The organism is Stenotrophomonas sp. NY11291, from assembly GCF_023277365.1.
Lineage (GTDB): Bacteria > Pseudomonadota > Gammaproteobacteria > Xanthomonadales > Xanthomonadaceae > Stenotrophomonas > Stenotrophomonas geniculata.
This window is the reverse complement of record NZ_CP096975.1, coordinates 2,452,137-2,473,689: the sequence shown is the minus strand read 5'-3', so window position 1 is coordinate 2,473,689 and position 21,553 is coordinate 2,452,137. Positions and strand designations below refer to the sequence as shown.

At 63.5% G+C, this 21,553-nt stretch carries 21 protein-coding genes; 15 read left to right on the top strand and 6 right to left on the bottom strand.

The genetic code is table 11. From position 1 onward, the window contains the following. Positions 1 to 47: 47 nt before the first annotated feature. Together M1L61_RS11620 and M1L61_RS11615 are read right to left on the bottom strand one after the other, a co-directional pair. Positions 48 to 452: a cupin domain-containing protein gene (locus tag M1L61_RS11620; protein ID WP_049455240.1), complete on the bottom strand. Its 405-nt coding sequence runs from the start codon at positions 450 to 452 to the stop codon at positions 48 to 50. Positions 453 to 507: 55 nt separating this feature from the next. Beyond that, entirely contained in the window at positions 508 to 987 is a 480-nt protein-coding gene (locus M1L61_RS11615; RefSeq protein WP_053443027.1) for a carboxymuconolactone decarboxylase family protein, read from the bottom strand. An 89-nt stretch (positions 988 to 1,076) separates the two neighbouring features. Between M1L61_RS11615 and M1L61_RS11610 the strand changes: the two genes are divergently transcribed. From M1L61_RS11610 to M1L61_RS11565, 10 genes are all read left to right on the top strand, one after another. Continuing rightward, a complete protein-coding gene (locus M1L61_RS11610) occupies positions 1,077 to 1,385 on the top strand; it encodes a sigma factor-like helix-turn-helix DNA-binding protein (RefSeq protein WP_191862353.1) in 309 nt (102 codons plus the stop codon). Then, positions 1,382 to 2,413, top strand: a complete 1,032-nt coding sequence (locus M1L61_RS11605) for a LysR family transcriptional regulator (protein WP_071305198.1) — start codon at positions 1,382 to 1,384, stop codon at positions 2,411 to 2,413. The genes M1L61_RS11610 and M1L61_RS11605 overlap by 4 nt, the downstream gene beginning before the upstream one ends. A gap of 127 nt (positions 2,414 to 2,540) precedes the next feature. Next, a complete protein-coding gene (locus M1L61_RS11600) occupies positions 2,541 to 3,308 on the top strand; it encodes an SDR family oxidoreductase (protein ID WP_248854753.1) in 768 nt (255 codons plus the stop codon). Between the two features lie 47 nt (positions 3,309 to 3,355). Beyond that, on the top strand, positions 3,356 to 3,871 hold the full coding sequence (locus M1L61_RS11595) for an Ohr family peroxiredoxin (RefSeq protein WP_012480266.1): 516 nt from the start codon (positions 3,356 to 3,358) through the stop codon (positions 3,869 to 3,871). Positions 3,872 to 3,999: 128 nt separating this feature from the next. Beyond that, positions 4,000 to 4,731: a hypothetical protein gene (locus tag M1L61_RS11590; protein ID WP_248854752.1), complete on the top strand. Its 732-nt coding sequence runs from the start codon at positions 4,000 to 4,002 to the stop codon at positions 4,729 to 4,731. A 227-nt stretch (positions 4,732 to 4,958) separates the two neighbouring features. Continuing rightward, a complete protein-coding gene (gene paoA, locus M1L61_RS11585) occupies positions 4,959 to 5,606 on the top strand; it encodes an aldehyde dehydrogenase iron-sulfur subunit PaoA (RefSeq protein WP_138970006.1) in 648 nt (215 codons plus the stop codon). Continuing rightward, a complete protein-coding gene (locus M1L61_RS11580; RefSeq protein ID WP_021202434.1) occupies positions 5,603 to 6,553 on the top strand; it encodes a xanthine dehydrogenase family protein subunit M in 951 nt (316 codons plus the stop codon). The genes paoA and M1L61_RS11580 overlap by 4 nt, the downstream gene beginning before the upstream one ends. Then, a complete protein-coding gene (paoC, locus tag M1L61_RS11575; protein ID WP_248854751.1) occupies positions 6,553 to 8,757 on the top strand; it encodes an aldehyde oxidoreductase molybdenum-binding subunit PaoC in 2,205 nt (734 codons plus the stop codon). The genes M1L61_RS11580 and paoC overlap by 1 nt, the downstream gene beginning before the upstream one ends. Positions 8,758 to 8,766: 9 nt before the next feature. Then, positions 8,767 to 9,828 (top strand): XdhC/CoxI family protein, encoded by a 1,062-nt coding sequence (locus M1L61_RS11570; protein WP_248854750.1) that lies wholly within the window; start codon positions 8,767 to 8,769, stop codon positions 9,826 to 9,828. After that, positions 9,804 to 10,430, top strand: coding sequence for a nucleotidyltransferase family protein (locus M1L61_RS11565; RefSeq protein ID WP_248854749.1), 627 nt, complete (start codon positions 9,804 to 9,806; stop codon positions 10,428 to 10,430). Before M1L61_RS11570 ends, M1L61_RS11565 begins: the two co-directional genes overlap by 25 nt. Before the next feature lie 104 nt (positions 10,431 to 10,534). Here M1L61_RS11565 and M1L61_RS11560 read toward each other — a convergent pair whose 3' ends face one another. The 3 genes from M1L61_RS11560 to M1L61_RS11550 all read right to left on the bottom strand — a co-directional run bounded on the left by M1L61_RS11560 (position 10,535) and on the right by M1L61_RS11550 (position 12,575). Then, a complete protein-coding gene (locus M1L61_RS11560) occupies positions 10,535 to 11,005 on the bottom strand; it encodes a hypothetical protein (protein WP_248854748.1) in 471 nt (156 codons plus the stop codon). Further along, positions 11,006 to 11,362 (bottom strand): hypothetical protein, encoded by a 357-nt coding sequence (locus M1L61_RS11555; RefSeq protein WP_044570193.1) that lies wholly within the window; start codon positions 11,360 to 11,362, stop codon positions 11,006 to 11,008. A gap of 457 nt (positions 11,363 to 11,819) precedes the next feature. Beyond that, the gene (locus tag M1L61_RS11550; RefSeq protein WP_248854747.1) at positions 11,820 to 12,575 is read right to left on the bottom strand and encodes a tetratricopeptide repeat protein; all 756 of its coding nucleotides are present in this window, start codon (positions 12,573 to 12,575) and stop codon (positions 11,820 to 11,822) included. A 166-nt stretch (positions 12,576 to 12,741) separates the two neighbouring features. On the opposite strand from M1L61_RS11550, the gene M1L61_RS11545 reads away from it, so the two are divergent. From M1L61_RS11545 to M1L61_RS11525, 5 genes are all read left to right on the top strand, one after another. Next, positions 12,742 to 13,458: a hypothetical protein gene (locus tag M1L61_RS11545; RefSeq protein ID WP_010485763.1), complete on the top strand. Its 717-nt coding sequence runs from the start codon at positions 12,742 to 12,744 to the stop codon at positions 13,456 to 13,458. Positions 13,459 to 13,688: 230 nt separating this feature from the next. Beyond that, the gene (locus M1L61_RS11540; protein ID WP_153065972.1) at positions 13,689 to 13,961 is read left to right on the top strand and encodes a hypothetical protein; all 273 of its coding nucleotides are present in this window, start codon (positions 13,689 to 13,691) and stop codon (positions 13,959 to 13,961) included. 135 nt (positions 13,962 to 14,096) lie between these two features. Beyond that, positions 14,097 to 14,549 (top strand): hypothetical protein, encoded by a 453-nt coding sequence (locus M1L61_RS11535; protein ID WP_248854746.1) that lies wholly within the window; start codon positions 14,097 to 14,099, stop codon positions 14,547 to 14,549. Positions 14,550 to 14,613: 64 nt separating this feature from the next. Then, positions 14,614 to 15,102 carry a hypothetical protein gene (locus M1L61_RS11530; protein WP_197576484.1) on the top strand — a complete coding sequence of 163 codons (489 nt, stop codon included), beginning with the start codon at positions 14,614 to 14,616 and terminating at the stop codon, positions 15,100 to 15,102. 71 nt (positions 15,103 to 15,173) lie between these two features. After that, complete coding sequence (locus M1L61_RS11525) at positions 15,174 to 15,746, top strand: hypothetical protein (protein ID WP_197576485.1); 573 nt, start codon at positions 15,174 to 15,176, stop codon at positions 15,744 to 15,746. A 575-nt stretch (positions 15,747 to 16,321) separates the two neighbouring features. Here the strand turns inward: M1L61_RS11525 and M1L61_RS11520 are convergent. Then, a complete protein-coding gene (locus tag M1L61_RS11520; RefSeq protein ID WP_248854745.1) occupies positions 16,322 to 21,379 on the bottom strand; it encodes an ATP-binding protein in 5,058 nt (1,685 codons plus the stop codon). Positions 21,380 to 21,553: the final 174 nt, after the last annotated feature.

Here is a 21,553-nt window from a genome sequence, read left to right as displayed (position 1 = left end):
TTGTGACACCCGGGAACCTGTCGTTGGTGCCAGCGCCGGACGTGCGATCAGTGCGGCGGCAGCACCGCCGGCTTGCCGATGTCCTTGATCAGGAACACCACGAACTTCGCCGGCTCGGTAGCGCTGGCGTTGCGGCCTACGGTGTGCAGATCGGCCGGGCCCTCATGGAAGGCCTCGCCCGGGCCAAGGGTGACTTCCTTGCCGCCGGCCACACCCATCACGATCCGCCCTTCCAGGACATAGACGAAGCCATGGGCATCGTGGCGGTGGACAGGATCGGCGCCACCCGGCGGGTACTCCACGGTAAGGATCAGCGCTTCCTTGCCGTGCTGCTCCGGCAGGGCGCGGGTCATCACCTCGCGCACCAAGGGCTGGGGCGCAGGAGAGGGCGGGGTGGCGGCAGCGCCGCACAGTGGCAGCAGCGCAAACAGGACCAGAACAGAACGACGCATGGCAGGTCTCCAAAGCGGTAGAGGAGGGCCGCAGCATGGGGCAGCGGCGGAAGGATCAGGCCAGGCCGGCCTTGTCCAGGCCAAAGGCCGTATCCAGGGTGCCGGGCGTGGTACGGAAGGCAACGTTGGCGCGGTTCCAGGCGTTGATCGCCATCACCGCGTGGGTGAGGTCGACAATTTCCTGATCGGACAGCGGGCCGCGCACGCGCGCGTACAGCTCGTCGGGCACCCCCTGCGCCGGCAGCTGGGTCAGTACTTCGGTCCAGGCCAGGCAGGCGCGCTCGCGCGGGCTGAACAGCGTTGATTCACGCCATGCCGCCAGGTGATGCAGGCGCAGCGGGCGCTCACCACGCAGGGTGGCCTCCTTCACGTGCATGTCCAGGCAGAAGCCACAGCCGTTGAGCTGCGATGCACGGATGTTGACCAGATCAATGATGGCCCCTTCGATCGAGGCGGTGTGGGCGGCATGCGAGTACAGGCCGAGCTTCTTGAACAGTTCGGGGGATTGCGCGGCGTAATCCAGGCGTGCGGTCATGGTGTGTTCCTGTAGCGTGTGAAGGGCACAGCGAGGCTAGGCCTGCATTCGCAACGCCGGTAGGCGGGGGCCGGGCCGCACGCTGTTGCATGAAAAACACCAATGTCCTGTCACAGCGGCCGATGCTCGGCCGTCTGCCGGGCATGGACACCTCATCGCACGTGCGCACCGCATCGCGCCCTGCCAGCGAACAGGTCTGGCAGGCCTTCCTCGCCGCATTGCGCGAACTGCCGCCCGACGCACGCGCGATCCTGCTGTTGCACGACGTGCTGGGCGCCGGATTCGAGGACATCGTGCCCCTGCTGGGGCTCGACCCTTCCACGTGCAGGCAACGGTTGGCGCTGGCGCGGAGCCACCTGCACGCACAACGTGCCCGCCTGGAGCCAGGCCACCCATGAATGCCGCAACGCCCCGCGCGGCCAGTGACGGCCACGATGCGCTCAATGCGTCCTTCTCCACCAGCTACGCCGGTGTGCTGGCCTTCATTGCAGTGGCGTCCGAGGGCAGTTTCGCGCGCGCGGCCGACCGCCTCGGCATCGGCCGCTCGGCCGTCAGCCGCAGCGTGCAGAAGCTGGAAAGCCAGCTGGGCGTGCGGTTGTTCCTGCGCACCACGCGCTCGACCACGCTCACCCGGGAAGGCGAGCTGTTCCTGGAGGGCTGCAACCCGGGCGTGACCTGCATCCTGCAGGCGCTGGAGGAAATGCGCGACCTGCGCGAGGGTCCGCCGCGCGGGCACCTGCGCATCAGTGCCAGCCACGGCTTCGGCCGGCGGGTGATCGCCCCCTTGCTGGCCGCATTCCGCGCCGAGTACCCGCAGGTCTCTGTAGAACTGCTGCTGGACGAGCAGGCCCCCGACCTGGCAGGTGACCGCATCGACGTGGCATTTCGCGACGGCCTGCTGGAAGACAGCCAGGTGATCGCCAAGCAGCTGGTGCCGATGCAGCTGGTCGTATGTGTTTCACCAGCGTACGTGCAGGCGTACGGTCTACCGGTGTCGGTGGATGCGCTGTCCATACATGCCTGCATCGGGCGGCGCCTGCCGGGCGGACGCATGCAGCCCTGGGAATTCCGTGTCGACGGTGCCGAAGTGCACCTGCAGCCGCCGGCCGCACTGGTGTTCAATGATGCCGACCTGGTCCTGCAGGCCGTCATCGACGGGCTCGGAATCGCCCAGCTGCCCAGCTATCAGGTGCGTGAAGCGCTGTGGGCGGGCAGGGTGGTGACGTGCCTGGATCGGCATGCGCCGCTCGATCGCGGCCACTACCTGTGCTACCTCAGCCGCCGCCAGCTGCCCAAGCGCGTGCGGGCCTTCATCGACTTCAGCACGCAGCGGGTGCGCGCGCTCGAGCTGGATGTGATCTCGCACTGGGAAGCGCGCCAGCAGGCCACGCCTCTGAACCCAGGCGCACAGCCTGCCTGGGCCTGAGCGTACTGGTGCGTGCCGGGCAACAGTGCGCGGCCCGTCACGGACCTACTGCCTCGCGCCCGCGCTACCTACGATGCCTGCGCCCGGCCACACCCCAGTAGCCCTTTCACATTCCAGGAGACATGCAATGAAGTTCCTCGTCATCGGTGGTACCGGCCGCATCGGCAGCAAGGTGGTGGAGCGCCTGCGCGTAGCCGGGCATGAGATCGTGGTGGCAGCGCCCTCGACCGGGGTGGATGTGCTGACCGGTGAAGGTCTGGATGCCGCCATGGACGGCGTCGACGTGGTGGTGGACCTGGCCAACTCGCCCTCGTTCGAAGATGCGGCAGTGCTTTCGTTCTTCGTGACCGCTGGCCACAACATACTTGCGGCCGCTATCCGTGCCGGCGTACATCACCACGTTGCGCTTTCCGTCGTAGGCACCGACATGCTGGCAGCCAGTGGCTATTTCCGCGGCAAGATCGCCCAGGAGCGGCTGATCCGCGACTCGGGCCTGCCGTACACCATCATCCATTCCACGCAGTTCTTCGAGTTCTTGCCGGGCATCATCCATTCCGCCGGCGATGGGGAGACCCTGCGGCTGCCGGCCGCCGACGTGCAGCCGATTGCCGCCGAGGATGTTGCCGAAGCGGTGGCACGCATCGCGCAGCAGCCGCCGGCCAATGGCGTGCTGGAAATCGCCGGGCCGCAGCGTAGCGCGATGGCGGATCTGGCCAGGCAGTATCTGCAAATGACGGGTGATTCCCGGCAGGTCGTTGCGGATGCCCAGGCGCTGTACTTCGGCGCGCCGCTGCAGATCGACACGCTGGTGCCGGTCGGACACGCGTGGCTGGGGCAGGTCGATTTCGACACCTGGCTGCAGCAGTCCGGCCTGTTGCAGCGGCAGCCTGCCTGAGCGGCGAATCGATCACCTGCCGCAGCTGCGCTTGATGGAGCCGCGCAATGACCGAGCTGAAGCCTCCTTCGCCCGCCATGCTGGACCGTTACCAGGGCGACGACGTGAAGCCGCTGTACACCGGCCGCGTGCGGGTGAGCGGTGGCCAGGCCCAGCACGGGCGGGCGTCCGGCGTCGTGCGGTCGGACGACGGTGCACTGGCGGTGGACCTGCGCCTGCCGCCGGAACTCGGCGGGCCTGGCGGCGGCGCCAATCCCGAGCAGCTGCTGGCCGCAAGCTACGCTGGCTGCTTCCACGGTGCCATGGTGCTGGTGGCCGCGCGTGCCGGCCTGCTGCTGCACAACCCCAGCATCGAAGTGGCGGTCACCTTCGCCCGTGATCCGGCAGATGGGCTGTACCTGCTGTCGGCCGAGATCGTGGTACATCTTCCCGGCATGGATGAGAACCTGGCCTGCGAACTCGTTCGCAACACCGAACGCGTCTGCCCATACGCCAAGATGTTCCATCGCGGCGTCAGCCATGTGGTGCATGTTCGGGTCGGCCCGCAGGCTCCGCCTCTGTAGAATCGAGCCACGCTCGACTCCGGGAAGGTCCTGGCCCTGACGATTACACGGCTAGGCCGTATTCCGCCACAACCCAGCTCGGATACGATGGTGGCGCCGGCAACCTGGCCGGTGGGGCAGGGGATGCAATGGACATGCAGGCAGGGGGCGGATTCGATCCGCCGGCAAAGACCGATTCGCAGGAACTGACATTCCACTGGCTCTACCAGCGGGTGCAGGGACTGGTTGAGCACAGCATCTACCCCAAGGCGGGCAGGGTGGAGACGTGGGCGTTTCGCATCGGCGTGGGTGCGGCGATCTTCGGCATTCTCATGGGTCAGCTTCCGGATCGATGGCTGCCTCTTGGCGTAGTGCTCCAGGTGGTTGTTGCCTGCCTGGCAATCGAAGTAGGAGGGTTCATTGTCGGTGGCGTACTGGCCGCCCGCAGGGGCATTCGCCAGTTCAGCCAGCCGCGGCTCTCGCACGCCCGGGAGATGGATGAAGACTTCGCTCACTGGCAAGCGGTGGTGACCGAGCTTCGCGGATTCCCGCGCGTCCAGCGCGAGCGGCGACTCAAGTTCGTCAGCACCTTGCGCACAAACATGATGGAGCGCATGGGCATGATGTATGGCGGCCTGCAGCGGCTGGGACCATTCCCGCTGTTGATTGCCCTCTACCTGCAGTTCCGCGGATGGAAATGGGGCGACTGGGCGGGCGCTTTCAATGTTGGCCCGCTGGGTGCACTACTGATCTTCGCCATGGTGCTGCTGTACCTGCTGGGCTGGATGCTGATCGGCCTTCGCACCAGGCTTGATACCTACGTTGCCTTGTTGGAGGGCTCCATCCACGAACCCGAGCCCTCCCAGCCAACGCCTTTGTAGCGTCGGGCCATCATGTTCCTCATGCTGAGGACTCAAGAGTGCCGCGCTGTGGCTGGATGCAGACGATTTCTTCGGGCGTGCTGCATCATGTTCGTGCATTTCGCCGACTTCACAGGTCTGTGCCCCGCAGAGGGGCATAGTAGCCCTTCGGTAGTGTGAGCGCGTCCATCCAGCCACGGGGTTTCCCCGAACGCCAGGAGGTCACTGTGCCAAGTTGTGATGAAGGAATGAAGTTGACGCGTCGCCAGGTGATCGCCGGCGGCGTCACGACCGTGGCGATGTCCGCCGCACCGGGGGCCTCCTCGCTCGCCGCCGAACTGGCGGCGCCCCCGCCGCCCAGGCCGCCGGTCATCAGCACGGTCGCCTTGACCGTCAACGGCAAGCGGCGGGAACTTGAACTGGACACCCGGACCACGCTGCTCGATGCCCTGCGCGAACATCTGAAGCTGACCGGAACAAAAAAAGGCTGCGACCACGGTCAATGCGGTGCCTGTACCGTGCTGGTCAACGGTGAGCGCATCAATGCCTGCCTCAGCCTGGCGGTGCAGCACCAGGGCGACGCCATCACCACCATCGAAGGCCTCGGAACCCCCGATGACCTGCATCCGATGCAGGCCGCCTTCATCAAGCATGATGGCTACCAGTGCGGGTATTGCACGCCGGGGCAGATCTGTTCGGCGGTGGCGGTCCTGGACGAGATCAAGCGGGGTGTCCCCAGCCATGTGCAGGCGGATGTCAGCGCACGGCCCCGGGCCACCAACATGGAAATGCGCGAACGCATGAGCGGCAACCTCTGCCGCTGCGGCGCCTATTCCAATATTGCCGAGGCGATGGCAGAGGTCGCTGGCGCAACCTCTGCAGGGAGGCGCTCATGAGGGCCTTCAGTTACGAACGCGCCAAATCCCCGGCCGAGGCCGCCAGGGCCGTCGCCGGTACCGAGGGCGCGAAATTCCTGGCTGGAGGGACCAACCTGCTCGACCTGATGAAGCTGGAGGTCGAGACGCCAGCGCACCTGGTCGATGTGCAGGACATCGGCCTGGACAGGATCGAACCCACCGACGAGGGCGGCCTGCGCATCGGCACGCTGGTCACCAATACCGCGCTGGCCTCGCATGAGCGCGTGCGCCGCGACTACGCGGTGCTGACCCGCGCGATCGTGGCAGGCGCCTCCGGGCAGTTGCGCAACAAAGCCACCACCGGCGGCAACCTGCTGCAGCGCACGCGCTGCCCGTATTTCTACGACCCCAATCTGCCCTGCAACAAGCGCCTGCCCGGATCCGGCTGCGGCGCACTCGAGGGGTTCTCCCGGCAGATGGGCGTGATCGGCACCTCGGACAGCTGCATCGCGACCTATCCGGGCGACATGGCGGTGGCCCTGCGGGTGCTGGACGCCTCGATCCAGACCGTCAGGGGTGACGGCAGTACGCGAAGCATCCCGATTGCCGATTTCCATCGTTCCCCCGGCGACAGGCCGCAGCAGGACAACGTGCTGCAGCGCGGTGAGCTGATCACCCACGTCACGCTGCCGGAACCTCTGGGCGGTCGGCACGTGTACCACAAGGTGCGGGACCGCGCGTCCTATGCGTTCGCACTGGTGTCGGTCGCCGCGGTCGTGCAGCGTGACGGCTCGGCGCGGTTCGCCTTCGGTGGGGTCGCGCCGAAGCCGTGGCGCGTCGAGGCAGCCGAACCCCTGCTGCGCGACGGCGTGAAGGCCGCGACCCGGCAGGTGTTCGCCGGTGCCCGTCCGACGCCGGAGAACGCGTTCAAGATCGCGCTCGCCGAGCGCACCCTCGCAGCGGTGCTGGTGGAAGGAGAGCGCTGATGCCCCTTGAATTCAACGCCCCCGCCGGCGACAACCTGTTCGACAAGGCCAAGGTCGTCGGCAAGTCGACGCCGCGCATCGACGGTCCACGCAAGACCACCGGCACCGCCCCCTATGCCTACGAGCGCCATGACGTGGCGCCGAACCAGGCCTACGGCTACATCGTCGGCGCGGGCATCGGCAAAGGGCGCATCATTTCGATGGATGCCTCCCGCGCGCGTGCCGCGCCCGGCGTACTGGCGGTCATCACCGCACCGGAAACCAAGCCGGTCGGCACATCGAACTGGAACAATGCGCCGCTGTTCGGCGGACCCGAAGTGGCCCACTACCATCAGGCCATCGCCTGCGTGGTGGCAGAGACCTTCGAGCAGGCCCGCGCCGCCGCGGCGTTGATCCGTACCCGCTACGAGCGCGGCAAGGGCCGCTTCGATTTCCCGGCCCTTGCACCGTCCGCGCCGCTGGCAAAGGGGCGTGACGGCAAGCCCGACCGGCAGGCGCTGGGCGATTTCGACACCGCCTACGCGAGCGCCGCGGTCAAGCTCGACGAGACTTATCACACCTCCGACGAAAGTCATTCGATGATGGAGCCGCACGCCACCATCGCCGCCTGGGAGGGTGACACGCTCACGTTGTGGACGGCGAACCAGATGATCGACTGGGCCAGGCAGGGCATGGCGGCGATCCTCGGCATCGATCCTGCCAAGGTGCGTGTGGACTCGCCCTATATCGGCGGCGGCTTCGGCGGCAAGCTGTTCATCCGTGCCGACGCGGTGCTGGCCGCGTTGGCGGCCAAGCAGGTCGGGCGACCGGTGAAGATCGCGCTGCAGCGCCCGTTGATGCCCAACAACACCACGCACCGGCACGCCACCCTCCAGCGCGTGCGGATCGGCTGCGGAAAGGATGGCCGGATCTCCGCCATCGCCCATGAGAACTGGTCGGGCAACATCAACGGCGAGGACGGCGAAAACGGCACCCTGCAGACGCCCAAGCTCTATGCGGGCGCCAACCGCCTGGTGGCCAACTACATCGCCACGCTCGACATGCCCGAAGGCAATGCGATGCGCGCACCGGGCGAAGCACCGGGCCACATGGCGCTGGAGGTGGCGATGGATGAAATGGCCGAGAAGCTGGGCCTCGACCCGATCGCGTTCCGCATCCTCAACGAGCCCGAGGTGGTACCCGGCGATCCGTCCAAGAAGTTCTCCGACCGCAACCTGGTGCGCTGCCTGCGCGAAGGCGCGGAGCGCTTCAACTGGAACAAGCGCAACCCCAGGCCGGCGCAGGTCAGGGAAGGGGACTGGCTGGTCGGCATGGGCGTGTCCGCGGGCTATCGCGGCGCACCGACGATGAAGTCGGCGGCGCGGGTCCGGCTTGACGGCCAGGGCGGAGTGATTGTCGAGACCGACATGACCGACATCGGCACCGGCTCCTACACGATCATCGCGCAGACGGCAGCCGAGACCATGGGCGTGCCGCTGGAGCGGGTCCAGGTGACCCTCGGCGACTCCCGTCATCCCGCCTCCGCCGGTTCCGGCGGCCAGTGGGGCGCGGCAAGCTCGACCGCAGGCGTGTACGCGGCGTGCGTCAGCCTGCGCCGCAAGGTGGGCGAGAAACTGGGCTTCGACGGCGACACCGCAGACTTCGCCAATGGCCGCATCCAGGCGGGTGGGCGGACCATCAAGCTGACGGAGGCGGGCACACTGTCGGCGGAGGACGGCATTGCCTTCGGCGACTTCAAACAAGGCTACGACGTCGGCACCTATGCAGGGCATTTCTGCGAGGTTGCCGTGCATGCCTACACTGGAGAGACGCGCATCCGCCGCATGCTTGCCGTATGCGATGGCGGCCGGATCCTCAATCCGCTGTCTGCACGCAGCCAGGTCATCGGCGGGATGGTGATGGGTGCGGGCGCGACCCTGATGGAGGAGCTGGTGGTCGACAAACGGCTGGGCTTGTTCATCAACCACGACCTGGCCGGCTACGAGGTTCCCGTGCATGCCGACATCCCGTACCAGGAAGTGGTCTTCCTCGACACGCTGGATCCGGTGATCTCGCCGATGAAGGCCAAGGGTGTGGGTGAACTGGGCATCTGCGGGGTTGGCGCCGCGATCGCCAATGCGGTCTACAACGCGACCGGCGTGCGCGTGCGCAACTATCCCATTACCCTGGACAAGCTGTTGCCCGGCTTGCCCGACGTGGGCTGACCCTTGCGCATGGACCGTCCCGCAGCCTCGACCACTCTGGAGGCCTCCGCTGCAGGCGGAGGGGAGCCCGGCGATCTTGCCGAGGACCTGTCCGCACCGCCGAGCTTCCTCACCGAAGGCAGCCCGCGCGGCGTGCTCGATACGGCCTTGACGCGCATGCGCGCGGGGGAGCACGCCGTGCTCGCGCTGGTGCTGGAAACCGATGGCTCCACTTACGCCGGTGCCGGCGACATGGTGCTGTTCTGCAACGGCAGCCAGGTCGGCTGGCTCAGCGGCGGATGCCTGGAGCCGGAGCTCGCGCGACGCGCGGAGCAGGTGAGCGCGGCAGGGCGGGTCGACTGGATCGAGATCGACACCCGCAGTGACGACGATCTGTTGAGTGGGTCCGCGCTCGGGTGCCGCGGCCGGCTGCGGATTGCGCTCCTGCCATTGCGTGCCATGGCCGGCATCGACGCCGTCATCGAGGTCTGGCTGCGCGAGGGCGTGTCACTCCAGCGCGACCTTCGTACGTCGGGCCAGGTCGTCTTCCGCGCCGGCCATCGCGAGCAGGCATGGCAGCTGCATCCGATGGAGGGGGCGCAATCCTTTGGCGAGGGCGCATGGCGGTTGCCGTTGCCCCGTCTTCCGCGGGCCCTGGTGTTGGGGGGCGGTCCCGAAACGCCCTTGCTGGTTCCGCTGCTGCGGGGACTGGGGTGGCGGGTCAGCGTGGCCGAACGGCGAGCGCGCTGGGCCTCAGCCGGGCAGTGCGCGGATGCGCATCTTCAGACCAGCCCGGCCGAGGCCCTTCATGGCGACCCGTGCGACGCGGCACTGGTGATGCATCACGATTTCGAACTGGACCGGGAGGCGCTGGTGGCCCTGGCTGATACCAACGTCGCGTTCATTGGACTGCTGGGTCCGCGTCGAAGGCGCGAGGACCTGTTCAAGCTGCTGACACCGGATCAGCGCCTCCGCCTTTCCCCGAGACTTCGATCACCGGTCGGCCTGAACATCGGCGGCCGAGGGCCAGAGGCGATTTCGCTCAGCATCGCCGCGCAGCTGCAGCAATGGCGAAGCGCGCACGGCACGTGACTGACGCGCATGCGGTCGTCGTGCTGGCTGCCGGCGGGAGCACCCGGCTTGGCCAGCCCAAGCAGCTTCTGACCCGGCAGGGCGAGACCCTGGTACATCGCGTAGTGCGCTTGGCGCGGGAGGTCGCGCCAGCGCAGGTCCTGGTCGTGGTGGGCGCGAACGCACAGGCCGTGACATCCAGCATTGCCGGGCTGGATGCCACTCCGGTAACCAACCACCACTGGGAACGCGGCCTGGCGAGCAGTCTGCAGGTTGCCGGCGCACACCTGCTGCCCACGGTGACCGCGGTGATGGTCGTGGCATGCGACCAGCCCGCAATCGAGCGCTCCCATCTGCAGGCGCTGCTTTCGTGTGCCCGCGCTTCGGCGTCAGGGTGCGCGGGTACCCGTCATGGAAACGCGCTTGGCGTTCCTGCAGTGGTGCCGCGCGCTTGGTTCACCCCTGTCGGTGCAGCCGGTGACCGCGGCTTCGGAGCGCGCTTGAGGCAACTTCCTGTCGATACGGTGCATGTCCTACAGGCACCGGAACTGGGCCTGGATATCGATACGCCAGAAGATCTTGCGCGTGCGCGCGATGCGGGCTGGATCGATGCCGGGAGGTGACCCGCATGATCACTGGGCAAATGCCTGTCGCGCAGGCGACGAGCGGCAGAGCTGCAGCCGGAACCCTCGCTGCCCGCAACCCTGTAGAGTCGGGCCATGCTCGACTACGGCACGCCACATCGCGCCCCATCAGGCACATCACCAGCAAGAATCTGCAGCACCCGATCCAACAGAACAGGTTCCGGCACGCCAGCCAGTACCTGCTCCAGGTAATCCAACGGCTCCAACTGCCATTGGAGGAGCGCCTGCAACCGCACAACGGCGGGCGCCCGCTGCTTCGCGTCCAGCGAGGTCCACAACAGCAGATGTTGCGGGCGCCTCTCCAGCAAGAGCACCGGAACGCCGTTGCAACGAATCTGGAAAGCGACATCCCGTTGCCGTTCAACGAACTGGAAGCCCTGTCGTGGCCGAGCCTCCACGAACTGCACGGCTTGGCGCCGCAGTTGTGAGAATCGATGGTCGGTGATGCTTTGGAACGCGACAGGCGAGGGCACCGGCGGCGCCGGCCACAGCGTCTGTGCCGCAACCACCACCACAAGACAGAGCGCGGTGGCCGCCCAGCGCCACCAGGCCACTCAGCCCTCCGGATGCAGTCGGGTACTGGCGTGTGCGGTAAGGCCGATTCCGGCCATGATCAGCCCTTCCATCACGCGCGGGCCAACGTACTGCTCCAGCTCGCCATTTTCGCGGGCGCGCTGCGCGGCCAGCAGGATCTCCAGCACCACCCGAAGGCCGGCCAGCGAGCAATCGGTATCTGCCAAGGCGATGCGTCGACCGGGCATCTGATGGCGTTCTGGCCACGGCTGGCCATCGGAGGCGGCACCGGCGCCGATGCTGTGCAGCAGGGCGATGAGCGTGTTTGGATCCAGCGCAGGGCCGTTCGCGGGCACGTCGTGGATAGGGTGCGGGGCAGGGGAGTGGGGCTGGGTCATGGCGGAGCTCCTTGCGTGCATGCAGAAGCCGCCACCGATAAAGGTGGCGGACGGTGCGAGGTTCGAAACCCGGTGTGCAATCAGACCGGCGGGCGCAAGGCCCCCACGCACCGCCCGCCATAGCCGGCTGACGGATTGCCAGTCGGCACCACGCGGAGTGGTGCCGACTGGCAAGCGCTTTTTACGATTGCACAACCGGGGTTTCGAAGCCCGGCCACCTGTTCAAGGTGGCACAGCAAGGAATACGCCCGGTTGTGCGCGATGCCAATGCAGTAGGGCTGATGCCGACACCACTTTCAACATTTTCAGAATCGTTGCATACGACGCAACGAAGCTGGAGCCTTGCGCTGCAGTGCTATCGGCGATGTTGGTGGTGCAAGCCTAGCGAGTGTCGGCATCCGCCCGGCGAGGCCGCGAGCGAGGCGAATGCGACAGGATTGCCAAGGGCCGCCAGGCGTCAGTAACCCTTCAACGCAACCTTGGCCCGCTCCAGCCATGTGGCATTGTGGCTCCGTGCGTGGCGCGACCAGTGCTGCGCATCGTCGATGATGCTGGCGAACAGTCTGCGGGCTTGCTCGCGATCGTCGCGTTGCGGCTGCGCCATCAGCCATTCGGCGTAGAGGCAGCGAGCGGCCGCATCGTTTCCGCATTCAACAGCGCGCTCGAACGCGGCACGGGTGCCGGGCGCTTGGGCAGCCGCCAGTGCCTGCGCGTAAAGCAGGGTCTGTTCCGGCTTGCGGCGCACATCCGGATGGCGGGCGAACAGGCCGTCCAGCGTCTCGACCGCAAGCGCGGGCTGCCCGGACTCGAGGCGGGCACGGGCAAGGCCGGTCAGGATGTAGGGATCGTCGCCCAGCGGCGAGCTGGCCGCCTGCTCGAGCAGGGTCCTGGCTTCCTCGGCCTGGCCGGCATCCAGCAGCGTCATGCCCAGGCGAACCCGGTTCTGCACGGTGGGCGTGCGGGCCAGTTCGGTGCGAGCGTTGCGCAAGTCCTGGCCCGGGTCCATGAGCTGCTTGGCGGAACGGACGACCTGCCGGGCGCCGCGCGAGTGCCGGACTTCAGGGAAGTAGATCGCCAGGAAGTAGACGACGCTGCCGAGCAGCGGGAACGAGAAGAGCAGGATGAGCCAGTAGAGGCTCTGGCCCGAGCGGATGGCGTGCACCGCGAAGTAGATGGCTGCCAGTACGTGGAGTCCGATTCCGATATAGGGCATGTGTGCCGCCTCGTCCTTGTGAGGGGTGGAACTATAGTTGGGGAGGGGTGGGGCGCCAATAGGCGGGGTGACCGGGCGTGACTCGTCACGTTAATGGGGGTGGATCCTGCAGGACTGAGCGCTGCATGCCACTATGTGGCGGGGCTGCATCGATGGAAGGGGATACATGGAACGTACGCAGAAGACGCTAACGATGGCTGATGTTGCTGGATGGGGTTCGGCGCTCGTCACGTTCGGATTGATTCAAGGGGCCTTCTATTTGAAGGCGTATTGGGGGCACTTCGGCCTGGATCCCTTTCAGTTTGTTGCGGTGAGTGAGCTTGCGCTGGCAGGGCTTGCGGGGATCGGCATGGTGTTGTTCTTCATACTGATTGCGCTGCTGCTTGGAGGGTGGGTCGAAGGGAAGGTGACGGCGAGTCCGTCCCAAGCCAACCTGCTGATGTGGCTGACCCTGGCTCTTTGTATTGTCGGAATGGGCGCTTTGATTTGGTGGTCCAATGGCTGGCCCGTTTTGATAGGTGTGGGGCTGACGGGTATATGTGCAATGGCAGTACGCCTGTCCCCAGTGTTGCCGGCCGCCGTGAAGGACTCGCCGTGGCTGGCCTATGCGCTCGTAATGATTGTCTATGTTCCGATCTCGTCAAACTGGCTTGGCTTCGAACGCGCCAAGGCGATTACTTCCGGCAGCAGCAAGTACACGGTCAATGTGACTATTGATGAGAAGGTCCAGCGCAATCTGAGCCTGGTGGGGCGCTTGGGGGATAGCTATGTGCTTTGGGAGCCGGTCCAGAAGGCTGCAGTTCTTGTGCCAGTGGACAACGTGAGTAGGCTGGAGATTGCGCAAAAATTCGTTCTGCCTGCCAAGTCAGTCCAATCGCGATAAGGGATGTTTATCGGGGGTAGGGGGTGTGGCATCTTTCGACCCAAAGCGGACCTTCGAAGTCCCTAGTGCCGGTCTCGTCGATCCGGTTATACGTCGGCTTGTTAGCCGGATCCAGTCGACCTAAGATAGAGACGTATCAAGGGGATAGCCCACGGCACGTTGAGCTGTAGATAAGTTGTATAACTGGACCCAGGTGCCCGCTATTAGTTAGTTAGCGCTAAGGGGAGGCGATGCTCATTTCCCTACTTGCTGGCGGTTGGCTCATCCTTCTGGTTGGGCTTGGCTTGTTCCATACATGGAAAGCGCGTTCACATGTTGTCGCATTTAGATGGGGCGCAGTCATTGCTGGCGTAAACCTCGCAGCATCGCTAATAGTTCCAACTCTTCTTCCGAAAGGCACCGATGCGCTTCAGATCAGTTTTGTCACCAATAGCTTCTTGTTGGCTGCGGCAATCGGGGCAAACATGATGGCCGGTGCAGCAACATTCAACCTGAAGCGCTAACAATTCATTCAAGCCGACGCCGCTTCGCGGCAAGGCCTAATTCAAGCGTTAGGCACTCCGATGCCCGTTCAAGCAACTAGTGAAAACCTTAATGCCGCTCTTGAACTAGCCGACGCATCGTCGCGGAGCGCTCGTGTGAAGCGGATCGAGTGGCTGGCTCAGCACTACTTCCATCCGGGGGCCGTGATGGGTGAGCTGGCTGTGCTCCACATGCTGGAAGAGGCTCGGCTCTGTTTCATTTCCGGCCACTTCGTCGGCGCATTGCTCCTCGCAACTTCTTTCGTAGAGCAGACCCTTAGCGAAGAACTTGAGAACGTGATGTCTCCGCAAGAGCGGCGCACATTCGAGCTTATGATTAAGGCTGGTCGGAAAAAACTGCCACTGCCTAGCGACCTGTTTGATCGCACAGACAGGCTTCGCCTACTACGGAACCCTTTCACTCATCGCAAGGCGCCTGGTCACCCCGAGGCTTTCGGTACGCGATTCCTGGCAACCAAAGCGCATCCCGCCACGATACTGGAAGCGGATGCGAAGCTTGCCATGGAGGTCATGTATGAGTGGCTCCGGTGTACTCTGCGGAGTGCCTAACACTCATTCAAGCCGACGTTGCCTCGCAACGCGGATTACTTCAGGCGTTAGAAGGCACAGATGGATGCACGCTCCATTCCCGAACATGCTGCTTCCCCCGGACCTCACGTACGAGTTCCTTGGCACTTTCGCGCGGTGCGAATACGCCCTCAAAGGCTCAGGGTTCGTCCGGGGCGGAGGTAACTCAGTAGAAGCCAACTGGGATTCTTTCGCTGCAAGTATCGACTGGCACTTTCGTCGAGTGAAAGACCCTGCATTCAAAGAGGCTGTCGCCTATCTCCTGGCCGAACCACCGAGGAAGCAGGTTCTTAAAGATGGGCGACTGGGCTGGAAGGATTCACCTCCAGACGCCAATCTGCCGAAAGCACAACAGACATTGCTAATGGTTCGCAGGGTTCGAAATAACCTCTTCCACGGCGCAAAGGTCTGGTCACCTGAGTACATGAACCGCGATCGGGACATAAATCTTGTTAGAGCAGGGATTCTTGTCTTGGATCACTGCATTAGGATCAATGATGAGGTGCGTATTTCCTACGAAGTAGGTGCCTTCTAACAACACATTCAAGCTGATGCCCCTTCGCGGCTCGGCTTAATTCAGCCTTTAGACGCCATGGACGGTCGCACGTGAACGATCCGGACTTTCAGAAGCTCCTCTCAGATCACAATGTCGTGATCGTGCATTTTTCTCACTTCGCTGTGATGGGTCACTCGGTTGAGTTCCCAGACGATCTACTCCATGCGATCTGTCATCATGATAAGGAGACACGGTCGTGCTGTGCCCTCTGGCCTGGGCATGAGATGGAACTGCCGGGCTCTATCGGATTGATCGTCCAGCCGAAGATTGATCAGGTTGTATCGGTCTTGGCAGATGACTCTGGATCGTCCGACTTCGGGGGTAAAGAGAGATCAGCGGGTGACGTTCCAACCCGTGAGACCCTTTTAGCAAGTCTCGAAGTTCCATCGGGACGCTACAACGAGTGGAGAGTGCGTGGTGCAAAGCCAACGGGCATCTTTGTGGCGGATGTGTCCAACATTTTCGCCAAGAAGAAGCAACGGCTGCACTTCAACGGCACGTCAATAGACGAGATTGGCTGTATTAGCATCACTTTGCAGTCCGTACTTGATGCATTTCCTGGATGTTCCGTCCACACCCTGCGGCAAGATGGCCTTCACAAGGTCTGTAGCGATGGCTTTTAACAATTCATTCGAGCCGACGCCGCTTTGCGGTTTGGCTTAAGTCAGGCGTTAGGCTTGCAATTCGGACCACGTCTCATGCGAAGGCATCCGCCGACAGCCTCCGGACGAGGCTGTAGCCCTCAGGGAATTGTTGTTGCGAGCGCCAGGAGTCACAGCTGTTACATCCGTCGAGCCACATCGCAAAGGCGGCTTCATTGCATTGATGGACTTCGAAACGGGAGCCTCGGATGGGTTCATCAATCACATCAAAGCAGATGGATGTATGGGCGCCTTATGAGGTCAGGATCCATCGGCCTAGCGAGTCTTTCCAGCGGACGGCCGTCGACAGTCGCTGAAATCAGACGTGGATGATGTCAGCTTCTGGCCGGAAGCGGACGGCACTGGGGCAGGGGATTAGATCGATTTATCGGGGGTAGGGCGGCCTGCCAGCTTTCGACTCAAAGCGGGCGCTAGGCTCAGTGGCCGTGAGCTTTTGCGTACATAAGATTGTGAAAAAACTGTCTCGAGCCTGACGAGGAAGCGGACGAGTCCACTGAGGATCTAGTGGACCTAAACCAAAATACCGGTAGGTCCCACTAGGCAGCCGGAGTCACGAAATCGTCTCGCATCCTGAACGCGGCGGAAGAGCCGCTCTCGACAAGACTATCGAGCACATACAGGATTGGCTCGCGCAGGGCCGGATCGCGCTTGAGTTCCAGCGGCCTTGCGTAGACATGCCGTTGGAGAAGGACTTCGAGCATGACTACAGTATTCGACTTGTGCAGCAAGTCGACAGGGTCGCCGCGTCTAAGCGCATTCGCGATGTGCACAAATGCGATCGGGAGGGAGCGCTCGCCTATGTGGTAGAGGAAGCGGACATAGCTGTCAAGTACGATCCATACCGGCGGCAGCGCGTCGAATAACGCGTCTACATTTTGGGCGTAGCCTTCAAGGCTCCGCCAGTGACGGACGTTGTCCTTCCACCACGCGGTCAGGAATATCGTTGACAGCACCTCGCCGCCGTGAGGATGCTCCCTGTCCAGATGTGTGAGCCACTTGGCGCGCTTGACCCTCTCGGCGAATAGGTTCCATAGGAACCAGTAGTGCGATGTATTGGGGTTCTTGTCCTCGCTGCTTGTGAGCCCCTGGATGACGTTGTGGACCTCACGAGGATGCCGATCTACTGCGTCAAGGATTGGCTGGAGGACCTGCTCCGCATTGGCATCTGATGCGCGCATCACAAATTGCTGAATGCGGTCAGATATGGCCTGCTCCCTGTGAAAATCTCTCTCGCGCCGGTCGGCAGAACGATCGTGCTCACGGTTCCAGCACTCCAAGAGGTCTTCGCTGGCACGTCGGTGTGCGGCCACAGCCAATGGCTCCTGGGGAGCTTGGCCTAGGATCGTGAGGACCTTCGCGTGCACTTCGGCTCCGAATGTCTCGGTGGTGTCGAGCCTGATATATCCGTCTTTCGCGATCTCCCCTTCAGTCCAGAACCGCTCGCGAACTTCTGCGGCCGCCGCAGCGGAGATCGCGTCCGGAGTCCGTCGCTTGTCGTAACCCTTCCGCTCTTCAACGCTCCAATCGCGGTCGGCTAGAGCAGCCTCGGTTGCGAGAGCGTTCGCGGCGCGCAGGGCAAGAGCGGGGTTCACGGCCCACACCTTGTCGTTAATGCCCAGGATGGCGTACCACCGGACCTCGTCGATCGGATGGGTTAGTGCCGCGATAAAGGCTTGCCGCACGCGCGGCGCCTGGGCTTCTGCCAATGGCTTGGAGAGCAGCAGCGTCACCACGAAGGCACAGGGGCGATCAGCCAGCATCGAAAACCGCTGGAAGCGGTTGACTGTTCCCCACTGGTCCGCGTGCCTGGAAATTTCGGAGCAGATGACGTCGACACACCACTCCTTCTCTTCAGGCAACATCTCGTCCCAGTGATCGCGGACGCAGACGGCAGCCACAAATCCTGGAGCATTACGGCTGTTGTCGGGATGTTCCGCGGTGCGATCCATGCCCTTGGCACTTACCAGATTCTCTCGCCACCGCGCCGGGTCAGCAGAGTCCGCCTTCCACTGGAAGATATGGACGCCCCACATGTAGACACCCAGGCGAGCATTCATCTCGCCCATCTTCTCCGTGTTCTCGTCAATGAGTCGCTGAACTTCCGGAGCCGGGGGCTTGGGTTCGAGGCGGATGTAATTCTTCGGACGGCCCCCGCCGTCTGCTGTTGATGTTTCATCCTCTGCGGGCTGGTCGGGGGCCAAATCGTACTGGCGGAAATCCATCCGGTGGAGAGCAAGCTGCCATGTAAGGTCGCGTTTCTCGCGCCGGTCCGGCGCGGGCAGCGCCGCGATATGGTGGTCGATGATGGCCTGAGCCCGCAGGGCTAGAGGGCCGAGTTGCAGGTTTGCGATGGCCGCTTCAAGGTCGTGTTTACGGTGCGGCAGCCCATTCGACTCCTTACGCTCCTCTTCGAAGATCTTGTTTTCGACATGGAGGGCGGGGAACAATCCCGTGACGCTCGAAGCCTGGTGCTCACCGGCCATGCGGCTGCGGTCGATCTCGATGTAGTCCTGCACCGACAGCAGCACGAGGAGGGCCTCGCCTGACCGGTGAGGATGAGCGGTTGCCACGCTAGCAACGACGGCTGCGAGCGCAGCGGAATCGCTGCGTTGGAGGATTTCGAGCAGTACCGCGTCGAGCCCCTCGGGATAGGATTTGGCGTAGTTGAGTAACCACTTCTCGAAGGCCATCAAAAGCGACTGCAGCAAATAGGGTCCAACTGTCATGCCGCGATACAGCCCCCAGAGACGTGGGTTCACCCATTGCTTCCGCCTGGTCCCGTTGGCAAATGTGAGCTCGACTTCCCAAGCGGGTTCGAGGGGATCGCGAAGACGCGGATGCACGTACCACTCGGCGCTATGATTGAAGACCTCGATTAGGAAATCGAGACCCTTTCTTGGATGCTGCGTGAGCAGGTTGATCCACGCCCCTCGCAAGGCACTTGCTGGGAAGAAATCATGGCGCATTTGTTCCTTTATGCCAAAGTAAAGGTCAACGTTGATGGGTGAGCGGCTATAGGGTTCCAACCGCAGACACTCATCCGTGGCGATGAAGGCATCAAGTGCGACGGAGATCAAGAGGTCCGGCAGGTCGCGCGCAGCTGGCGCACCGTCGAGGCCCGCAAGGAGGATGCCGCGGAATTCCTCGGCGATGGAATCGCGGCGGCGCCCTTTCTTGATCTGTCCGCGCAAGACGGCTTCGAAGCGTGCGGGGTCAGCCTTCGGGATCTTGGCAATTACCTTCAGAATGCGTTGGCGCGCGTCCTCTCCCCGGTAGTGGTCAAAGCGCGGGAGGAGCCAGTGGGCAATGCCGGCAATATGTTCGGCCCCTTCGATATCGGGTGCCCACCAGCTTACGCCACGCACAGCATCTTCGATCAATGCGAGAAGCAGCAGTTCGTCGTTCGGTCCGAAATTGACTATGTTGCGGCACACCAGTCTAACCACGGTTGCCCAGGCCGCGCCTTCCGGCACGCTAAGGATCGAGCTATGGCCGCGCACGTCGGCAAGCCACGCGGGCGACGTCACACAGGCGACGCGCAAGAGGTGAATGACCCTCTTAAGGATTGCGCGGTCATTGGCGAGCAGCTCGGCCTCATGCCGTGTCAGGAATTCTGACGCCGACGGCGCCTTGAGCAGCGAGACTAACGTATCGTCGCGAAACTGGGCGGGCACGTCAGCCTGTGCGATCGCTGCACTGAACAGCCGGTGCGCGCCGGCTGCATCACGGTCGACCAGCTCGGCAACCCACTTCCGGTACGAACGGCGCACTGCAGGATGCGGCCCAATCGCGGACGACAGCGCTTTGAAAGACGTTTCATCCGTGAGGTGCTGTTCCTCGATCCATTGCAGGATGGCCCAGTCCTCGAGGACGTCGTGCGCCGTCGCCACGAGCAGGGCATTGGCGTCGGGCGAAACAACGAGGGAGTCCTGCTTGAGGAGAGTAATGGCTGCGGCATTCAGCCCCGTAGCTGGCACGTAATCCGACAGAGCACGCGCCCTGCGGACCGCCAGTTCCTGCAAAGCGACTTCGCGCTGGCGCGGCATGCCGTTCGTCGGATTTTGGTCCGCTCGCACGATCTGCCGCCAAAAGGCAGTGCGGAAACCGCGCTCGTTCTCAGGAAGCGGACGTCCCGCATCCCACGGAATTCGCAATGCCTTGTCGATGAAGTAGGGGTTGCGCAGTATCTCGCGCAGGGCGGGGTTGGCGAGTGGTACTGCCAGTGAAGGAAAGGCCGCTTGGATCTCTAGCAGCTCGGCGTCATCAAGCGGCGGAACTTGGACTACCGCGCAATCAATCCCAGCCGCCTGAAGAAAACTTGCCTGTACCTGCTCCACTGAATAGTCGCGGCATGTCATCAGGATGCCGAGGCCGTCGTCATCCTGGGCGAGCGTCATGAGGTCGCTGAACGCGTCGCGCGTTGGCTTCTCAAGAAGGCGCTCAACGCTTTCGATCAAGAGCAACTTGCGGCCCTGCGATCCAAGAATGGCCTGAAGTTCTGTGGCGCGAGCCGGAATCTGGCTGTTGTGGAGTGTTTCGTCGATGTGGGCAACGGCGAATTCCTCGACCCGGAAGCCGAGAGCGATGAATTCGCCGGAGAGGAAGGCTACTGCTTCCTTGCCGATGACGGACTTGCCGCAGCCGGCCGGCCCTGCTATCAAGACGACCTGCTTCGCCTCGATGGCTGCAAGCACCTTCTGGGTGATGCCGGCGCGACGCAGATTAAAAGCCGGCCCGATCGTCGTGCGAATCTTCCGCAGAACGAACTCCGTGTGGTTCTTCAGCGCCGCCAACACGCGCTGCTCGTTCGCGCCCACCTCGCCGTACGCCTGAACGAGAGTGGCTGGAAGATCGGCGCGTCTCAGGCTCCGCGCGGTAGGTCCAGCCTCGCTGGCAAAGGCTAAGAGGGCGTTCCACGCAGACGTCGCGCTGGCGACAGGAGCCGGATCGGTAGACTTGAGGGCCAGAAGCGTCTTGATGTGCGCCTCGGTCTGGCGGGTGGAGGTGTGTAAGTCGAGGCTCAGGACGTGCAGCAGACGCAAGAAGGGCCACAGGTCTTGGGCTGTGATGGAAGCTCCTTCCAGAGCGCTGACGATCTGGCAGAGCTCGTTGCACTGGTGGACGGACTTCTTCGAGATGAATCCATCGAGAGACAGCCTCCGTTCGAATTCTCTCCCGTCGGCCGCCCCCCGCGCGCAGTCGAGCAGCCCGACCAAATTCTCGAGAAGCGTATTAGTGCCGCGCAGCGTGACGAGCACGAAACGGTCATTCAGAGGATCGAAAGGATCGGCATTCTTGAAATCCCTCCAGAAATCGCCTATGGCCTTCTTGCATTCGTCATCGGCGGCACTGACGGTGAAGCTGCGTTTCACCTGACCTACGAGCTGCGCATTCGCTGCACTTGCGCGCGTGCAGACGACAAGGAAGTCATCCGTATTGAAGCCGAGATGCTCGGTCTGGAAATGGACTTCGGTTACCCCGGCATCGGTCAAGATCGGCGGAATGCTGCGGACAAGCAGCTGGGCTAACCAGTAGGCCGCGACATGTTGCTCGAAGAACACACCCGAACCGCCCGTAGCAATTGGGCTCGACATGCGGTTCGGACCTGGGACATCCACGTTATCCACCGATACCTCCAATGTTCTCCCTGCCGACGGGAATACTCCGTAAGTTTATGTCAGCAGCAGGGACGTGCAGGGATTCGGGCGTCACCTGCTTCAAGTGAGGTTCGGGGGCAGTCGTACTGGCTCGGCATCGCAACAATTGAG